Origin of the sequence: Nitrosomonas halophila, from assembly GCF_900107165.1 — a bacterium.
Lineage (GTDB): Bacteria > Pseudomonadota > Gammaproteobacteria > Burkholderiales > Nitrosomonadaceae > Nitrosomonas > Nitrosomonas halophila.
In genome coordinates this window covers 50,106-66,605 of sequence record NZ_FNOY01000010.1, presented here as the reverse complement: position 1 = coordinate 66,605, position 16,500 = coordinate 50,106, and the positions used below count along the sequence as shown (strand labels likewise).

Here is a 16,500-nt window from a genome sequence, read left to right as displayed (position 1 = left end):
GGGCAGAGAGCAATGGCCGATGTTATCCGTCAATGACTTGGTAACAGCATTAGCTCATATGCTGCCTCGAAGACAGCTCACAGCCGAGGAATTGGTTGAAATTATTCACAAGCGGCATCAGAGGAGATCCAGCGCAAAGCAGTCTTCTTGCGGATAACGAGAAGCTGATTTGGTTTACGCTCGAGGAGGTGGCGCAGGGACAAACATCGGACGGAAAAATTGCTTATATCGAGGCCCTGTTCAAGGATTTTGACGATGACAGAACGAGCCTAAAACAAGCTTTGGAAAACTTGAAAGACAGTTTCGAGGCGAATTATCTCAATTGTCAACAGAATTACCGGATTGTGCTGCCTCGAGATGAAGAAGGACAACGGATTTCTGCGGGCGTACGGGGCAAGGAGGCGGCTATCGATTTGCCATTGAATCAACACCAAGTGTCGCTGTTGTTAGGTATGGCAGCACATTTGCGTGGATTTGATTTTTTGGAGAAGGCGCCCTCTATCATAGTACACCCCTACGGTTGGATCGAGGTGGAAGAGAATTGCGACCTACAAATCGAGCTTATTAAACTGGTTGAGACCTGCAAGGACTCGAAGGACGTCGTGGTCGAAAACCAAAAGAATCGTTGGTTCAGGTTATCGATTTCACCGGAATGCGTGTTTTTCGACGATGCGTATTTTCGTTGTTCTTACTATCAAAAAGATTTGCAAAACCGTCAAAATAAGGTGTGCGTAACAGCCATTCGTAGGCAATTCATCACCCGCTTGGGAACGGTGGCAGAGGACAAGAAAGAAGCGAAAATTTCCACAAGCATCATTAAATCCTTGGATAAGTTGATGAAAGGCGAACAGGATGACAGTCTTGCCATTTCAGTTCGAGGTAGTTACAGAAAACCTCCGCTGCATGACGGTTTATCGAGTCTTGGAATGCGAGGGTTGTTAAGACAGGATGCCGGTGCAGTAAGAATTTTCTGCGAGATTATGGAGAATTGAAACGGACAGGTTCGCGAAATCCGACCATTAAATCCGATTATTTCTTTACAAGGTAAAGCACAAAGCGTTGCACTGGATTCTAAATCTCCAACTGCTTTGGGGCAACAACCGTCGAAGGTAATTCGCATGGGTGACTGGCTGCTTTCAGGTATCGGAATTCAATGACAGCTTTCTGGCGATGAATCTACAGACGGTTGCCAGGCGACCCTCGGCGCACTGCCAATTACGTTGGCGCAAATCATCGTCACCTTGACTGCGCCGGTCATGTGCGTGGCATCTATGGAAATACCGCTGAGGTTCCTGGTAGCGCTGGAGATATGCCAGCAGCCTGCCGGGAAATGCGGGTTCACATGTGTTCGGGGAGCAGGCGGCATGGTGCAAAAAGCTGGACGGCTTCATCAGGGACAGGCAGATAGGCTATATCTTGGGTAATGTGACGCCTTGTTGAAATTGATATTTTCCATTCCGGTCCTTGTATGAGGTTTCGCACACTTCATCGGATTCAAAGAAAATCACTTGCGCCACCCCTTCATTGGCGTAAATCTTGGCGGGCAGAGGGGTCGTATTCGAGAATTCCAGCGTGACGAAGCCTTCCCATTCCGGTTCGAACGGCGTGACATTGACAATGATGCCGCAGCGCGCATAGGTGGACTTGCCAAGGCAGATCGTCAAAACATTGCGTGGAATACGGAAATATTCAACGGTTCGCGCCAGGGCAAAGGAATTGGGCGGGATGATGCAAATATCGCTTTTGACATCGACAAACGAGTTGGAATCGAAACGTTTCGGATCGACGATCGTCGAATTCAAGTTGGTGAACAGCTTGAATTCATCCGAGCATCGAATATCATAGCCATAGCTGGAAGTGCCATAGGACACGATGCTGTGGCCATCTTTCTGCTTGATCTGATTGGGCTCGAACGGTTCGATCATGCCATGCTCGCGGGCCATCTTGCGTATCCATCGGTCAGATTTGATTGTCATGGCAGATCCTCAGTCGTCTTCCATGATGATCTGGGTAAAGACCTTGGAGTAATCTTTGGCCAGATCGGAAACCTTGGCGGCTACCCGGCGGGCGATGGTCCGATAGGTAATGGCGATCTGTCCTTCCGGTTCGGCCACCACGCTCGGTGTGCCGGCATCGGTATGTTCACGGATTTTAATATCCAGCGGTAACGTGCCGAGCAATTCGACATTATAGTCACGGCACATTTTGTCGCCGCCGCCCGTTCCAAAAATCGGCTCGGTATGGCCGCACTGGGAGCAGGTGTGCAGACCCATGTTTTCCACAATCCCGAGAATGGGAATGCCGACCTTCTCGAACATTTTCAATCCCTTGCGCGCATCGAGCAAGGCGATGTCCTGCGGGGTCGTCACGATGACCGCGCCGGTGACCGGTATTTTCTGCGCCAGCGTCAACTGGATGTCACCGGTTCCTGGTGGCAGATCGATGACCAGGTAGTCGAGCTCATGCCACAGCGTGTCGTTCAACAATTGTTGCAGCGCTTGCGTGACCATCGGGCCGCGCCAGACCATCGGGGTTTCCGCATCGATCAGGAGTCCAATCGACATCATCTGGATGCCATGTGCGCGCATCGGTTCGATGGTCTTGCCATCCGGTGAATCGGGACGGCCGCTCACGCCAAGCATCTGCGGTTGCGATGGGCCGTAGATATCCGCATCCAGAATACCCACTGCCGCACCTTCCGCAGCAAGTGCCAGTGCCAGGTTGACTGCGGTTGCGGATTTGCCCACTCCGCCTTTACCCGATGCGACGGCAATGATATTTTTGACGCCGGGGATGAGTTTGAGTCCGCGTTGCGCGCTATGGGCGATGATCTGGCTTGTTACATTGACAGTGATCTGTCCAACGCCAGGAATTGCCTGCAGGGCTTCGGCCACCTGTTGACGTACATTTTCCAGGACACTCCTGGCGGGATAGCCCAGTTCAATCTCTACCAATACCTGGTTGTGATCGATCCGAATGTCACGCAGCGCTTTGCTGGTCACATAATCCTTGCCGGTCGTAGGATCGACGATCTGTTTGAGTGTTGTTTCGATCTGTTGTGGCGTGATCGTCAAAATAAATCTCCTTCCATCAAAACCCTTGATGTTAGCAAATATCGTCCCGGTTAGTCGCGCGCAGTTTGCTACAATTCTTGTTTAGGGATTTTTGAACAGATTAATAAGCGATGACTACACGCAAAATTCTAGTGACTTCCGCGCTGCCTTATGCCAACGGCAGCATCCATCTGGGCCATTTGGTAGAGTATATACAGACCGATATCTGGGTGCGTTATCAAAAAATGCTGGGACATACCGTCCATTACGTGTGTGCGGATGATACTCATGGCACGCCCATCATGCTGCGTGCCGAGAAGGAAGGCATTTCTCCGGAAGCGCTGATTGCGCGTGTCCACGGGGAACATCTGCGCGATTTTACCGGTTTCCATATTCATTTCGATCAATACTATAGCACTCATTCGGAGGAGACACGTTATTACGCCGAAGATATTTACCGGAAATTGAAGGCGGCGGGGCTGATCTCGGTCCGCGCCATCGAGCAGCTGTTTGATCCGCTCAAGAATTTGTTTTTACCGGACCGGTATGTCAAAGGTGAATGCCCGAAATGTGGCGCCGCGGACCAGTATGGAGATTCCTGTGAGGTATGCGGCGCGGCATACGCGCCAACCGATCTCAAAAATCCTTATTCTGCTGTGTCCGGTGCCACCCCGGTCAAAAAAGCTTCGGAACATTTTTTCTTCAAGCTGTCCGATTATCGTTGCAGTGATTTTTTGCGCCGCTGGACGCGCGAGGGCGGCCATTTGCAATCGGAAGCGGCCAACAAAATGGCGGAATGGCTGGGGGAGACCGGTGAAAACAAGTTGACGGATTGGGATATCTCGCGCGATGCACCCTATTTCGGGTTCGAGATCCCCGGGGAAGCCGGGAAGTATTTCTACGTGTGGTTGGATGCGCCGATTGGTTACATGGGGAGCTTCAAGAAACTCTGCAAACAGCAAGGCATCGATTTTGAAGCCTATTGGCAAAAGGATTCCGGTACAGAGCTCTATCATTTTATCGGTAAGGATATTCTCTATTTCCATGCGTTATTCTGGCCAGCCATGCTGGAGAATGCCGGTTACCGCACCCCAACCCAAATTTTTGCACATGGCTTTCTGACCGTGAATGGCGAGAAAATGAGCAAATCGCGCGGAACCTTCATCACTGCGGAAAGCTATCTGCAGCAGCAGCTGAATCCGGAGTGGCTGCGCTACTACTATGCAGCAAAGCTCAATGGCAGCATGGAAGACATTGATCTCAATCTGGAAGATTTTGCCGCGCGTGTCAATGCCGATCTAGTGGGCAAATACATCAATATCGCCAGCCGTTGTGCGGGATTCATCAGCAAGCGCTTTGATGGCAAGCTGGTTGCGGACGAAGATTATCAGCGGTTGCTGGAAGTCATCGATACGCGCTTTTCATCCTGGCAACCTGGGGTCATAGAGGCCGCTTATGAGGCCAGGGATTTTTCGGCGGCCGTGCGTCAAATCATGAAACGGGCCGACGAAGTGAACGAGCTCATACATGAACTCGCACCGTGGGAAATTGCCAAGGACAGCACGCGTGAACGGGAGCTCCATCGTGCCTGCAGCCTGGGCATCCAGCTGTTCTATTTGCTTTCGTGCTATTTGAAGCCGATTCTGCCGCATACTGCCGAACAAATCGAGCGCTTTCTCAACTGCGAGTCATTGCCCTGGCCCAAACAGGAAGCCGGTCAACCCCTTTCCAGTCTGTTATTGCCAGCCGCTCATCGCATCAATGCCTACCAGCATCTCATGGCCCGTATTGATCCCAAGCAAATCGCTGCACTGGTGGCCGCCAATCAGCAAACCATGGCACCAGCACCGGATTCGCATTCACTCACGCGACATGCCCAGGCACAGCAGCGGACGGTGGCGCCGATTGCCGAAACGATATCGATCGAGGATTTCAGCAAGATTGATTTGCGGGTTGCACGTATTCTCGATGCACAGCATGTAGCCGGTGCCGACAAGCTGTTGCAGCTTACCTTGGATATAGGCAGTGGGCAGCGCACCGTTTTTGCCGGTATCAAATCCGCCTATGATCCGGCGCAGCTCAAGGGCAGGCTGACAGTGATGGTGGCCAATCTTGCACCCCGCAAGATGAAATTCGGCTTGTCGGAAGGCATGGTGCTGGCTGCGGGCGATGGCAAGGGAGATGGACCCTATTTGCTGGCCCCTGATAGTGGCGCGCAGCCCGGCATGCGGATCAAGTAGCGCTTCTTGATGAAATGCGGCGCATCTGTCCAGAATCGAGGTTTTGTGGGTGGATGCGCAGCCAATGCATTGTGTGATGGCCGATTGATTCAGTCCTTTGCGCCTGGCTAGGGTTGGTAGCGCAAGGTTGCGAAATAATTGCGTCCCGGTTGGTTGAAGAAGGCAGCGGTTTCATAGTCCTTGTCGAACAAGTTTTCGATACGCCCTTGTATGCGCCAGTGCTGGTTGAAAATGTATTCAGCCCGCAGGTCGACCTTGACATAGCCGCTCATTGTGCGTGTATTTTGCAGATCATCATAGCGCCGGCCTTCGGCAAGGAACATGGCGCCCACCACATAATCACCAAACTGGCGCGCGGTATCGACTCGGAAGGATTGCCTGCTGCGCCGCGGCAGGATATTACCCCGGGCCATTCCATTTGAAAGATTGACTGGATCGAGAAAAGTCAGATTCGAGTTGATTTGCCAGCCCTTGATCTGCGTGCTGAGTATGGCTTCCAGTCCTCGAATGCGTGCTTCATCGATATTGGCGGGAGCAAACAGGCTGGCGTCGTAGGCAATCAGGTTGTCGATCCGGGTTTCATACAGATTGAGGGACCAGTTGGCCCAGTCAAACCTGCCGATCGCACTGAGTTCCACGCTGCGCGCATCTTCTGGCTTGAGATCGGGATTGCCAAAGCCGGGAAAGTATAGCTCATTGAAAGTGGGCGCCTTGAAGGCATTGCCAAAACTGGCGGCCAACCGCACCTGCTCGGTCAGTGCATAGCCCCAGGTAACACTGCCTGTGACGCGGCTGCCAAATTGCTGATTATCATCGTGACGCAATGAAAGCTGCAGTTTGTGGGCGGCAAGTGTCACCTGATGCTGTGCAAAAACACCCCAGTTATAGCGAGATGTCTCGGTAAAGTCAGATGTGCTGTCGACGGTATCGTACAGATAATCTGCGCCTATGGTCAAAAGCTGGTCCGGACTCAGCGACAAGTCATTTTGCCAGGAAACGGTATCGCGCCGGGTATTGAAGCGCGACATGAAGGTTTTTTCCAGGAAATTATCCGAGTCTTCTCGGCTGCGGCCCGCAACCAGAGTCATTTGCCAGCGATCTATGGGTGAAAAACGTGCCGTGCCGCCAAAAACCTGCTGCACCAGTTCGCTTCGATTAACGAAAGTGCCGTCGAATTCATTATAGCCATCGGAATGGATAAAACTGGCCTCGATATCCAGCCCGTTGTCGAACCGATAACCTGCGCGCGCTGACCCAGAAAGGTTGCGATAGCCATCCTTGTCCGGCTCGAACGTAAAACAGCCCGCGCCGTTGGGGGGAGGGCTGCCGGAGCAGGCATTGAATCCCTCCGTGCTAAATCCGCTGACACCAAGATTGAACCAGCCTTGCTCGCCGCCACCCGAGAGCGTGGCTGAACCGCTGATTGTGCCATAACTGCCGCCACCAAAACTGAAGGTCGGCCTGAGGCCTTTTTTGCCCTTGCGGGTGAAAATGTGAATCACGCCGCCAACGGCTTCCGGTCCGTATAAACTGGAGCGCGGTCCGCGCACAATTTCGATACGTTCGATCAATTCGACCGGAATATTCTGGATTTCCGTGGTGCCGGAGGTGGCTGAACCCATTCTGACGCCGTCGATGAGTATCAAGACGTGATCGGATTCGGTGCCACGCAAAAACAGGCTGGTGTTTTTGCCCGGCCCGCCGTTATTGGCTATATTAATGCCAGCTATGCCGTGCAGCAGATCCTGCATGGAGCGGGCCTGCTGGCGTTCAATCTCCTGGCGTGTGATGACAGTCGCTGAAAGGAGTGTTTCGTCGACCCTCTGAGGCGTTCGGGTCGCGGTGACGACGATCGGCTTTTCAGTATGATTGCTGTCTTCGGCCAGTGCCGTCACGGGATGACCCAGCCAGAGTAAGCCTGAGAGTACAGGCAGAGTTTGACGTTTCAAGATATTTTCCTCCGCGCACACCCGCGCGATGCTAATGAGTGGATAGAGGTGCAGCAGAGGGGGAGAAACCCGGGCGAGCGCCCTGGCTGTCAATCACGCCAGTGTATATGCCGCGCACCGCCCTCCGCAGTACCGTGAAATCGCTTCAGGCCGGTCTCCGGACTCATGAGTGGGTTGAATTCCATGAACACGCGCCTTCCCATGTCTGTACACAGTGGCTTTTGCGAATTCTTGACTCATTTACCGTTGCGGGGGCAGTGCTGGGATTGCGGAATAAATATCTTCGCGCACCAGCTTCCCGTTTAAACCCTCGGACTGACGTCCTGGGGTCACCTAAAACAAGGGCTGCGAAGTTATCGCAATATGCTGGTTAAGTCAAGAATCATTATCGTTGATGGATTTGCCAGGCAGCTTGCTCGAACGGGCTCTGTATGGCCAGCCGGATATCTTTTGGTTGGCACCTGCCTGATATGTTTAAATAGAAAAGTAACTTTCTCATTGGTTCCGGACCACGGAACGATTCAAATCCTGATCATAAATCTCAAAAAAGGTCGCAATGCATCAAAAAATCAAGCATAGAATTCAATTTCCCAAGGACAAGTTTTACAATCTGGAACAAGACGAAACCTATTTCTATCTGCAAAGAGCGGGACAGCCGAGAAAAAAAATACGCTTTCACGATTATGGGGAAATTTATCGTGTGCAGGGATTGTATGAGCAATTGTTCTATGATCGCCTGAAATGCCAATCACCTAGTAAAGTGACGGCTATTTTGCAGTCAGCGCTGGATCAATCGGAGGAGAATCTCAGCGAACTTCGCGTTCTGGATTTGGGTGCCGGCAACGGTATGATGGGGGAGGAATTGAAAAAACATGGTGTGTCCAGGCTGGTGGGGGTAGACATCATTCAGGAAGCCCATGATGCGACTATTCGAGACAGGCCGGATCTGTATGACGCGTATTATGTCGAGGATTTCACCAACCTGAATGACGATATCAGGGAAGAGATCACCGCCTGGCAATGTGATTGCATGACGACCGTGGCAGCATTGGGCTTTGGGGATATTCCGCCGGGCGCATTTATCGAGGCTTTCAATATTATTGATAGCAAGGGCTGGGTTGCATTCAATATCAAGGAAACCTTCATGGACCAAAGCGATGAGTCAGGGTTTTCAAAGTTAATTCGTGAGCTGATTTTTTCAGAATATTTACGTGTTTATCGCATAGAGCGCTACCGGCATCGTTTATCCATAGAGGGCCAACCTCTTTATTATTACGCAGTGGCTGGAAGAAAACGTTCAGATGTGCCGTTAGATTTTATGCGGGCAAAGGCGATATCGTAGCGGCTCAAGTATGCTTTTCCTCTGTTTCTTGTCATGCATGTTCGTGTAGCCGGCATAGGGCTGTACAAGCTGTCACGCTAAATCGAATACGGGCACTGCTTGAAAGTTTCTGCTCTGACAGGTTCTGATTTACAATATAAGGTTCTAATTTACAAAAAATAACTATGAGTGATTATCTTTTTACTTCTGAATCGGTTTCCGAAGGACATCCTGACAAGGTGGCCGATCAGATTTCTGATGCAGTACTGGACGCCATTCTGGAACAAGATGTCAATGCGCGTGTCGCTTGCGAAACGATGTGCAGCACGGGTTTGATCGTCTTGTCGGGAGAAATAACCACCCATGCTTCGGTGGACTACAACATTATTTCCCGTGAGACTGTGCGTAAAATCGGTTATACCAGCTCTGCAATCGGCTTCGATGCCACCACTTGTGCAGTGTTGACTGCCTTTAACAAACAATCCCCGGATATTGCGCAAGGTGTGAATCGCAGCAAAGAGGAGGAGATGGATCAGGGAGCAGGAGACCAGGGGCTGATGTTTGGTTATGCCTGCGATGAAACCCCAGAATTGATGCCAATGCCGATCTTCTATGCGCACCGTTTGGTTGAGCAGCAGGCAAAGCTGAGAAAAAACGGCAAATTGCCCTGGCTGCGCCCGGATGCTAAATCACAAGTCACTGTACGTTACGTCGACGGCTATCCACAAAGCATAGAGACCGTAGTCATTTCCACCCAGCATGACCCGGATATCTCGCACGCTGACTTATCCGAAGGTGTCATCGAGGAGATCATCAAACCTGTCTTGCCAGCGGAAATGATCCACGACCGCATCAAGTACCTGGTCAATCCGACAGGCCGGTTTGTGGTCGGTGGGCCGATGGGCGACTGCGGTCTGACGGGCCGCAAAATCATCGTCGATACCTATGGCGGCACCGCCCACCATGGTGGTGGCGCTTTCTCCGGCAAGGATCCTTCCAAGGTTGACCGTTCAGCTGCCTATGCCGGTCGTTATGTGGCCAAAAATATCATAGCCGCTGGCCTGGCACGCAAGTGTGAAGTGCAGGTGGCCTACGCGATCGGTGTCGCTCAACCCGTTTCGCTCATGGTGCAAACTTTTGGCACGGGGAAAATTGCAGATGAGAAACTGGCTGAACTGATTACCAGGCATTTTGATCTGCGTCCGCGGGCAATTATTCATGAGCTGAATTTGTTGCGTCCGATTTATGCCAAAACTGCAGCCCATGGTCATTTTGGCCGGGAGGACACTGATTTCACTTGGGAAAAAACAGATATGGCCGAGTTGTTGCGGGCGGATGCAGGTATTTGATGACTGCCCGATAGATGGGTGAATGAATTTCCACTTGTGCTGAGGAGCGCTGCAGCGGCTAAACGCCGTGAGGCTCGGGCAAGTGGATGATGATATAACGGCGCTCTTTCATTAATTGGAGATGTGCTATGAATGCTGTAATAAGTCCCAATACGGGCGACAACTCTTTTATCGACTGCAAGATCGCCGATCCATCCCAGGCAGAGTGGGGCAGAAAGGAGATCGCCATTGCCGAGACCGAAATGCCGGGCCTGATTGCGTTGCGTGAACGGTATGCCAGTCAGCAACCGCTGGCCGGGGCTCGGATCGCCGGTTCCCTGCATATGACCATACAAACTGCGGTATTGATCGAGACCTTGGTCGCTCTGGGTGCCGAGGTTCGTTGGGCCTCCTGTAATATTTTTTCCACCCAGGATCATGCTGCCGCAGCTATTGCGGCCCAAAAAATTCCGGTATTCGCCTACAAGGGAGAATCGCTGGAAGAATACTGGGATTATGCTCATCGTATATTCGAGTGGTCGTCTGATGGCTCACGCGCTGCCAATATGATTCTGGACGATGGTGGCGATGCTACATTGCTGCTCATCCTCGGCAGCAAGGCCGAGCAGGATCCTTCCGTCATTGCCAATCCGACCAATGAAGAAGAGCGGGTATTATTCGCTTCGATCAAAAAACGCATGGCCGAGCAACCTGGCTGGTATTCACGCAACCTGGCCAATATTCGCGGTGTTACCGAGGAAACCACCACCGGTGTGCATCGGTTGTATGAAATGGACAAGAAAGGCGAATTGCCATTTCCTGCCATTAATGTGAATGATTCGGTCACCAAATCCAAGTTCGATAATCTTTATGGGTGCCGCGAATCATTGGTTGATGGGATCAAACGCGCGACCGATGTCATGATCGCCGGTAAAATTGCGGTAATCTGTGGCTATGGCGATGTCGGCAAGGGTTGTGCGCAATCATTGCGCGGCCTGGGCGCAACGGTTTGGATTACTGAAATTGATCCAATCTGCGCATTGCAAGCCGCGATGGAAGGCTATCGTGTCGTCACCATGGAGGATGCTTGTGACAAAGCTGACATTTTTGTGACTGCCACCGGCAATCTTCGGGTCATTCATCATGACCACATGGTGAAAATGAAGGATCAGGCAATTATCTGTAATATTGGTCATTTCGACTCGGAAATCGATATTGCCTCCATCCAGAAATACCCTTGGGAGAACATCAAGCCGCAGGTAGATCATGTTATTTTCCCGACTGGCCGCCGGATCATTGTGCTGGCGCAGGGACGTCTGGTGAATCTCGGTTGTGCAACCGGCCATCCCTCATTCGTCATGTCGAATTCGTTCACCAATCAAGTATTGGCGCAAATCGAGCTGTGGACAAATGGCGCGGACTATCCGAAAAAAGTTTTTGTGTTGCCGAAGCACCTGGATGAAATGGTTGCACGCTTGCATCTTGAAAAACTCGGTGCCCAGCTGACCGAGTTGACTGATGAGCAGGCACGTTATCTCAATTTGAATAAGAACGGGCCCTATAAACCCGATATGTACCGTTACTAGGAGGCTGTTCGAGAATAGACTGATCTACTGCGGACGAGCCTGGCTGACCGGATTTTCCGATCCTTTTTGTTAATAGAGCTACTATTTGCCTCAAATGATCGAAAAATTCCGCTCCGCCAGCTTCGCCCTCGCTACGATTGCTATTCTCGGACAGGCCTCGTGCCGCTGATCGGGGAGTCGTGACGGATATCATGGCTCCCCGGTTCATCTTTTTTCTGATTCTACGGACACGCTTCATAGTGTCAGCGAGTGTAAGTCTTGATGCAATCCCAGAAGAAATTTTCTCCTACCTTTAGTTTTGAATTTTTTCCTCCCCAGACGCCTGAGGGCATGGAGAAATTGCGCGCGACGCGTGCGCAACTGGCTCGATTTGACCCCAAGTTCTTTTCTGTGACATTCGGTGCGGGTGGATCGACGCGTGAACGCACGCTTGAGACCGTATTGGAAATTCAAGCGGAGGGCTACCCGGTTGCGCCCCATCTTTCCTGCATCGGTTCAACCCGGGAAAATATTCTTGCCATCCTGGAAAAATACCAGAGCCTTGGTATCAGCCATATCGTTGCATTGCGCGGCGATCTGCCCTCGGGCATGGCGCGGGCAGGTGAGTTCCGTTATGCCAATGAACTGGTCGCTTTCATTCGCCAGACATTCGGGCAGGCATTTCGCATTGAAGTGGCGGCTTACCCTGAATACCATCCCCAGGCGCGTTCCGCCCAAGAAGATTTTGCCAACTTCAGGCGAAAAGTCGAGGCAGGTGCGGATGCAGCGATTACGCAGTTTTTTTACAATGCCGATGCCTATTTTTATTTCGTGGATATGTGTGAAGCCGCGAATATTACGATTCCGATTGTTCCGGGCATCATGCCCATCAGTAAGTTTTCCCAGCTGACTAGATTTTCCGATGGTTGCGGTGCCGAGATTCCGCGCTGGATTCGCAGAAAGCTCGAGGGGTTTGGGGACGATACTGCGTCGATTCAGGCATTTGGGCTGGATGTCGTGACAGCGATGTGCGCGCGCTTGCTGGAAGCGGGCGCACCGGGACTGCATTTCTACACGCTGAATTCAGCCGTCTTGTCCACAAAAATCTGGCAACGTCTGGATTTATAAACCATGGCGCACACCGCGCAGCAGGCGCCAGTGACCTTATACTGGCATGATTATGAAACATCCGGGACTGATCCCAAGTGGGATCGTCCCGTTCAATTCGCCGGGGTCCGTACCGATTCGGCACTGAATGAAATCGGCGAACCGCTGGTCATTTATTGCAGACCGCCGCATGACAGATTGCCGCAACCCGAAGCCTGTCTGCTTACCGGTATTTCTCCCCAGATGGCGGACGAGCAGGGGCTCATGGAACCGGTGTTTATGGCCCGCATTCATGAACAGCTGATGCAGCCGGGTACTTGCGCACTGGGCTACAATACCCTGCGCTTTGATGATGAAGTTACTCGCTACGCACTCTATCGTAATTTCTACGATCCCTATGCACGTGAATGGCAGCATGGCAATTCACGCTGGGATTTGATTGATCTGGTGCGCATGACTTATGCATTGCGCCCTGAAGGCATGGTCTGGCCGCTGAATGAGGGCGGCAGGCCCAGCTTTCGGTTGGAAGATATCGCGTCTGCCAATCAGCTGGCACATGACAGTGCGCATGATGCCTTGTCAGATGTGCGGGCGACGATTGCACTGGCGCGTTTGATGCGCGCACAGCAACCACGGCTGTATGACTGGTTGTTTCGCTTGCGCGACAAACGCGCAGTTGCGAAGTTGCTGGATCTGGCAAAGCATACTCCGGTGCTGCATACATCACGCATGTATCCGGCAGAGTATGGTTGCACAACCTTGATCATGCCGTTGCTGGCCGAGGCGAACAATGCCAACAGTATCCTGGCATATGATTTACGGCATGATCCAATCCCTTTTCTGGAACTGGATACGGACGCACTGGCTGAATGCCTGTTCACTCCCAATTCGGATCTGGCAGCCGGTCAGCTGCGTTTGCCCGTGAAGACGGTGAGATTGAATAAGTGTCCGGCCATCGCGCCTCAGAAAATTCTCGATGATAAGGTTGCGCACAGAATCAAGCTGGATATCGGCGCGTGCCGTCATCATTGGCAGTTGCTGCAGAGTCGTCAGGATTTCTGGCAGCGTGTCAGATGTGCCTATGCGCTGCGCGAACCCATAACAGCCAATGATGCCGATCAGGCACTTTATCAAGGGTTCATCGATGATCATGACCGCAGTCTGTTGCAGCGGGTCCGTACCGCCCCGCCGGAGCAGCTGACTGAACTGGTTTTTCCATTCAGGGATGCACGCTACCCGGAACTGCTGTTCCGCTATCGTGCGCGTAACTGGCCAGCGACGTTATCTGGTGAAGAAAGCCAGCGTTGGCGGATGATTTGCCGTGCCCACCTTACTGAAAAGGTGAGTGCCGGGTGCTTGACGCTAACCGAATATCGCGAAAAAATAAAGCTGTTGCGAGATCAACCTCCGTTGCATGCGTCTGATGCAGCACGCATGCTGGATAATCTGACGGCATGGGGCGAAAAGCTGGCACTGGAGTATGGGCTTTCCTGACAATCAACTGCTCTCGTGGAATAGCGGTGGAACGGCTGCACCAGGCTATGCCTGCTCCAGGCTGAGGTGTGCGAGGAAGATGATTGCTGAATTCGTTACCCTGAGGTGTGATGATTGAGTCTTTCATCCAGTATTTCAATCCAGTGCCGCACGGGTAAATCTGCCCCGCCTTGCAGATGCGTTTGACAGCCGACATTGGCCGTTACCACCAACTCGGGATTATCCGCAGTCAACACGGCGAGCTTGTTGTCGCGCAGCTGGCGGGAAAGTTTCGGTTGTAAAATCGAATAAGTGCCGGCCGATCCACAACAAAGGTGCGCATCTGCAACCTTGGACAAATGAAAGCCTGAGGCTTTCAGGATGCTTTCGACCTTACCACCCAGACGCATGCCATGCTGCAATGTGCAGGGGGCATGAAAAGCGATATGGCGTGGTGAAGGTGCGGGTTCAGATTGATTCAGCAAGGATGTCAGACAGGGGAGCTCTGAGGCGATGATTTCGCTGATGTCACGTGCCAATTCCGAGATGCGTACGGCTTTCCCGGCATAGAGCGGATCGTGTTGCAAAAGATGGCCATAGTCTTTGACGGTTGCCCCACAGCCACTCGCGGTTATGACGATTGCCTCGACCGGTCTGTCCTTGTGGGTGACATGCGGCCACCAGGCATCAATATTGCGACGCATGGCGTCGAGCCCTTCTTGCTGGGCATTGAGGTGATAGGCCAATGCGCCACAACACCCGGCCTGCTTTGCCGCAACGAGTGAGATTCCGAGCCTGTCCAACACGCGGGCAGCGGCATGGTTGGTGTTGGGTGTCAAGGCCGGCTGTACGCAGCCATCCAGAATCAGCATGGTGCGTGCATGCTTTGTCTGGGGCAATTCATTGGCTGTTCTGGATCCGGGAGCGATCAGTTTTCTTAAGCGGCCTGGCAGCAGCGGGCGTCCAAGGCGGGCCAAACCAAACAAGAGGCCGGATATTGTCCGATTGGGTAACAGTGTGCGCAATAAATAACGCACAAATTTGGCATGAGGCGGGCGCTCGACATGCCGCTCGACCATGCCGCGGCCGATATCCAGTAAATGGCCATAGCGCACCCCTGAAGGGCAGGTGGTCTCACAGGCACGGCAGGTCAGACAGCGATCGAGGTGTAATTGCGTGCTAGCAGTGACTGGCTCGCCTTCCATTAATTGTTTGATCAGATAAATTCGCCCCCGTGGGCTGTCAAGCTCATTGCCCAATAATTGATAAGTGGGACAGGTTGCCAGACAGAAACCACAATGCACACAGCTGCGCAGAATGGCATCGGCTTCTTTTCCTTCAGGTGTATCCTTGATGAGATCGGTAAGGCGGGTTTGCATGGTGATTAAAACTCAGTGTACATGCGTTGAGGATTCAGGATGCCTGCCGGATCGAATTGATCTTTCAGGCGCCGGTGTAGGGTCAACAGGGCAGGGGGCAGGGGATGAAAGACCGGAGCTGCCGATTTATCCCCATAAAATAAAGTTGCATGCCCACCCGCACTGGATGCCAAATCACGAATCCCCGCGGGATGGCAATCATGCTCATCCATCGCCACCCAGCGAAGTGCACCGCCCCATTCGATCATCTGCGTGCCAGGCAATGACAGTGGCGGTGTCGTGGCTTTGACCGACAAACGCCAGAGCATGTTTTTCATCGTAAAAAATGGATGAGTGTGATGTCTGATGGCATTCCAGAAGCTTGTATCGTCACCGACCCATTCGCCACCCAGTTTGCTTTGCGCAGCCCGGATGGCGGATTCAGCGCCAGAAAGCCGGATATACAAATGCTCATCAACAAAGCATGTCGCGGAAACTGGCAGGGGGCTGCCAGTGCACTGGCGCATAATTGCCATGGCCTTGTCCATCGTTACCTGAAAGCCGAGGGTCTGTTCCGCTGCCGGCCTGGGCAGAACCTTGAGGGAGATTTCGAGCAGTACGCCCAGCGTGCCCATCGCGCCGACCATGAGACGGGAAACATCGTAGCCCGCCACATTTTTCATGACACGGCCACCAAAGGACAGCACGCTTCCTTTGCCATCGAGTAGTTTGACGCCTAGCACATAATCTCTGACTGCGCCGGCATAGGCACGCCTGGGGCCAGAGAGTCCGGCGGCTACGCACCCGCCGAGTGTGGCTGCGGTATTGAAACAAGGGGGCTCAAAGGCCAGCATTTGCCCCTGGTCATGCAATGTTTTTTCCAAATCCTGCATGCGTGTGCCGGCACGCGCGGTGATCACCAGTTCGCTGGGTTCGTAATCAAGTATGCCGTGATAGGGGGTCAGGTCCAGCTTGGGATGGTGCAATGCCTGCGGATTGCCATAGAAATCCTTGCTCCCGCCACCCTGGATGTATAAGCGTTGTTTCTCTGTTCCCGCTTCAACGATGGTGTTGGTCAGATGATCGAGTATAGCCTGCATGATGGA

General features: G+C 52.5%; 12 protein-coding genes and 2 riboswitches. Of the genes, 7 read left to right on the top strand and 5 right to left on the bottom strand.

The window, feature by feature from the left end; genetic code table 11:
* Positions 1–95: 95 nt before the first annotated feature.
* Positions 96–992, top strand: a complete 897-nt coding sequence (locus BLV85_RS04040) for a hypothetical protein (protein ID WP_090412378.1) — start codon at positions 96–98, stop codon at positions 990–992.
* 417 nt (positions 993–1,409) lie between these two features.
* Here BLV85_RS04040 and dcd read toward each other — a convergent pair whose 3' ends face one another.
* Together dcd and apbC are read right to left on the bottom strand one after the other, a co-directional pair.
* Complete coding sequence (gene dcd / locus BLV85_RS04030; RefSeq protein ID WP_090412375.1) at positions 1,410–1,976, bottom strand: dCTP deaminase; 567 nt, start codon at positions 1,974–1,976, stop codon at positions 1,410–1,412.
* A 9-nt stretch (positions 1,977–1,985) separates the two neighbouring features.
* Positions 1,986–3,074 carry an iron-sulfur cluster carrier protein ApbC gene (gene apbC / locus BLV85_RS04025; protein WP_090412373.1) on the bottom strand — a complete coding sequence of 363 codons (1,089 nt, stop codon included), beginning with the start codon at positions 3,072–3,074 and terminating at the stop codon, positions 1,986–1,988.
* A 110-nt stretch (positions 3,075–3,184) separates the two neighbouring features.
* Here apbC and metG point away from each other — a divergent pair, with 110 nt between their 5' ends.
* Positions 3,185–5,293, top strand: a complete 2,109-nt coding sequence (metG, locus tag BLV85_RS04020; protein WP_090412371.1) for a methionine--tRNA ligase — start codon at positions 3,185–3,187, stop codon at positions 5,291–5,293.
* 107 nt (positions 5,294–5,400) lie between these two features.
* On the opposite strand, the gene btuB is transcribed toward metG, so the two are convergent.
* Entirely contained in the window at positions 5,401–7,242 is a 1,842-nt protein-coding gene (btuB, locus tag BLV85_RS04015) for a TonB-dependent vitamin B12 receptor (RefSeq protein WP_090412388.1), read from the bottom strand.
* A 131-nt stretch (positions 7,243–7,373) separates the two neighbouring features.
* Positions 7,374–7,594, bottom strand: a riboswitch (cobalamin riboswitch).
* Between the two features lie 204 nt (positions 7,595–7,798).
* Here btuB and BLV85_RS04010 point away from each other — a divergent pair.
* The 5 genes from BLV85_RS04010 (at position 7,799) to sbcB (ending at position 14,057) form a co-directional block, all read left to right on the top strand.
* Positions 7,799–8,584 carry a class I SAM-dependent DNA methyltransferase gene (locus BLV85_RS04010; RefSeq protein WP_090412370.1) on the top strand — a complete coding sequence of 262 codons (786 nt, stop codon included), beginning with the start codon at positions 7,799–7,801 and terminating at the stop codon, positions 8,582–8,584.
* 164 nt (positions 8,585–8,748) lie between these two features.
* Entirely contained in the window at positions 8,749–9,912 is a 1,164-nt protein-coding gene (gene metK, locus BLV85_RS04005) for a methionine adenosyltransferase (RefSeq protein WP_090412369.1), read from the top strand.
* Between the two features lie 34 nt (positions 9,913–9,946).
* Positions 9,947–10,025, top strand: a riboswitch (S-adenosyl-L-homocysteine riboswitch).
* Positions 10,026–10,040: 15 nt separating this feature from the next.
* Positions 10,041–11,477 carry an adenosylhomocysteinase gene (gene ahcY / locus BLV85_RS04000; RefSeq protein WP_090412368.1) on the top strand — a complete coding sequence of 479 codons (1,437 nt, stop codon included), beginning with the start codon at positions 10,041–10,043 and terminating at the stop codon, positions 11,475–11,477.
* 261 nt (positions 11,478–11,738) lie between these two features.
* Complete coding sequence (metF, locus tag BLV85_RS03995) at positions 11,739–12,584, top strand: methylenetetrahydrofolate reductase [NAD(P)H] (RefSeq protein ID WP_090412367.1); 846 nt, start codon at positions 11,739–11,741, stop codon at positions 12,582–12,584.
* 3 nt (positions 12,585–12,587) lie between these two features.
* Entirely contained in the window at positions 12,588–14,057 is a 1,470-nt protein-coding gene (gene sbcB, locus BLV85_RS03990; RefSeq protein ID WP_090412366.1) for an exodeoxyribonuclease I, read from the top strand.
* A gap of 95 nt (positions 14,058–14,152) precedes the next feature.
* On the opposite strand, the gene glcF is transcribed toward sbcB, so the two are convergent.
* Together glcF and glcE are read right to left on the bottom strand one after the other, a co-directional pair.
* Positions 14,153–15,415 (bottom strand): glycolate oxidase subunit GlcF, encoded by a 1,263-nt coding sequence (glcF, locus tag BLV85_RS03985; RefSeq protein ID WP_090412364.1) that lies wholly within the window; start codon positions 15,413–15,415, stop codon positions 14,153–14,155.
* 5 nt (positions 15,416–15,420) lie between these two features.
* A complete protein-coding gene (glcE, locus tag BLV85_RS03980) occupies positions 15,421–16,494 on the bottom strand; it encodes a glycolate oxidase subunit GlcE (protein ID WP_090412362.1) in 1,074 nt (357 codons plus the stop codon).
* Between the last annotated feature and the right edge of the window lie 6 nt (positions 16,495–16,500).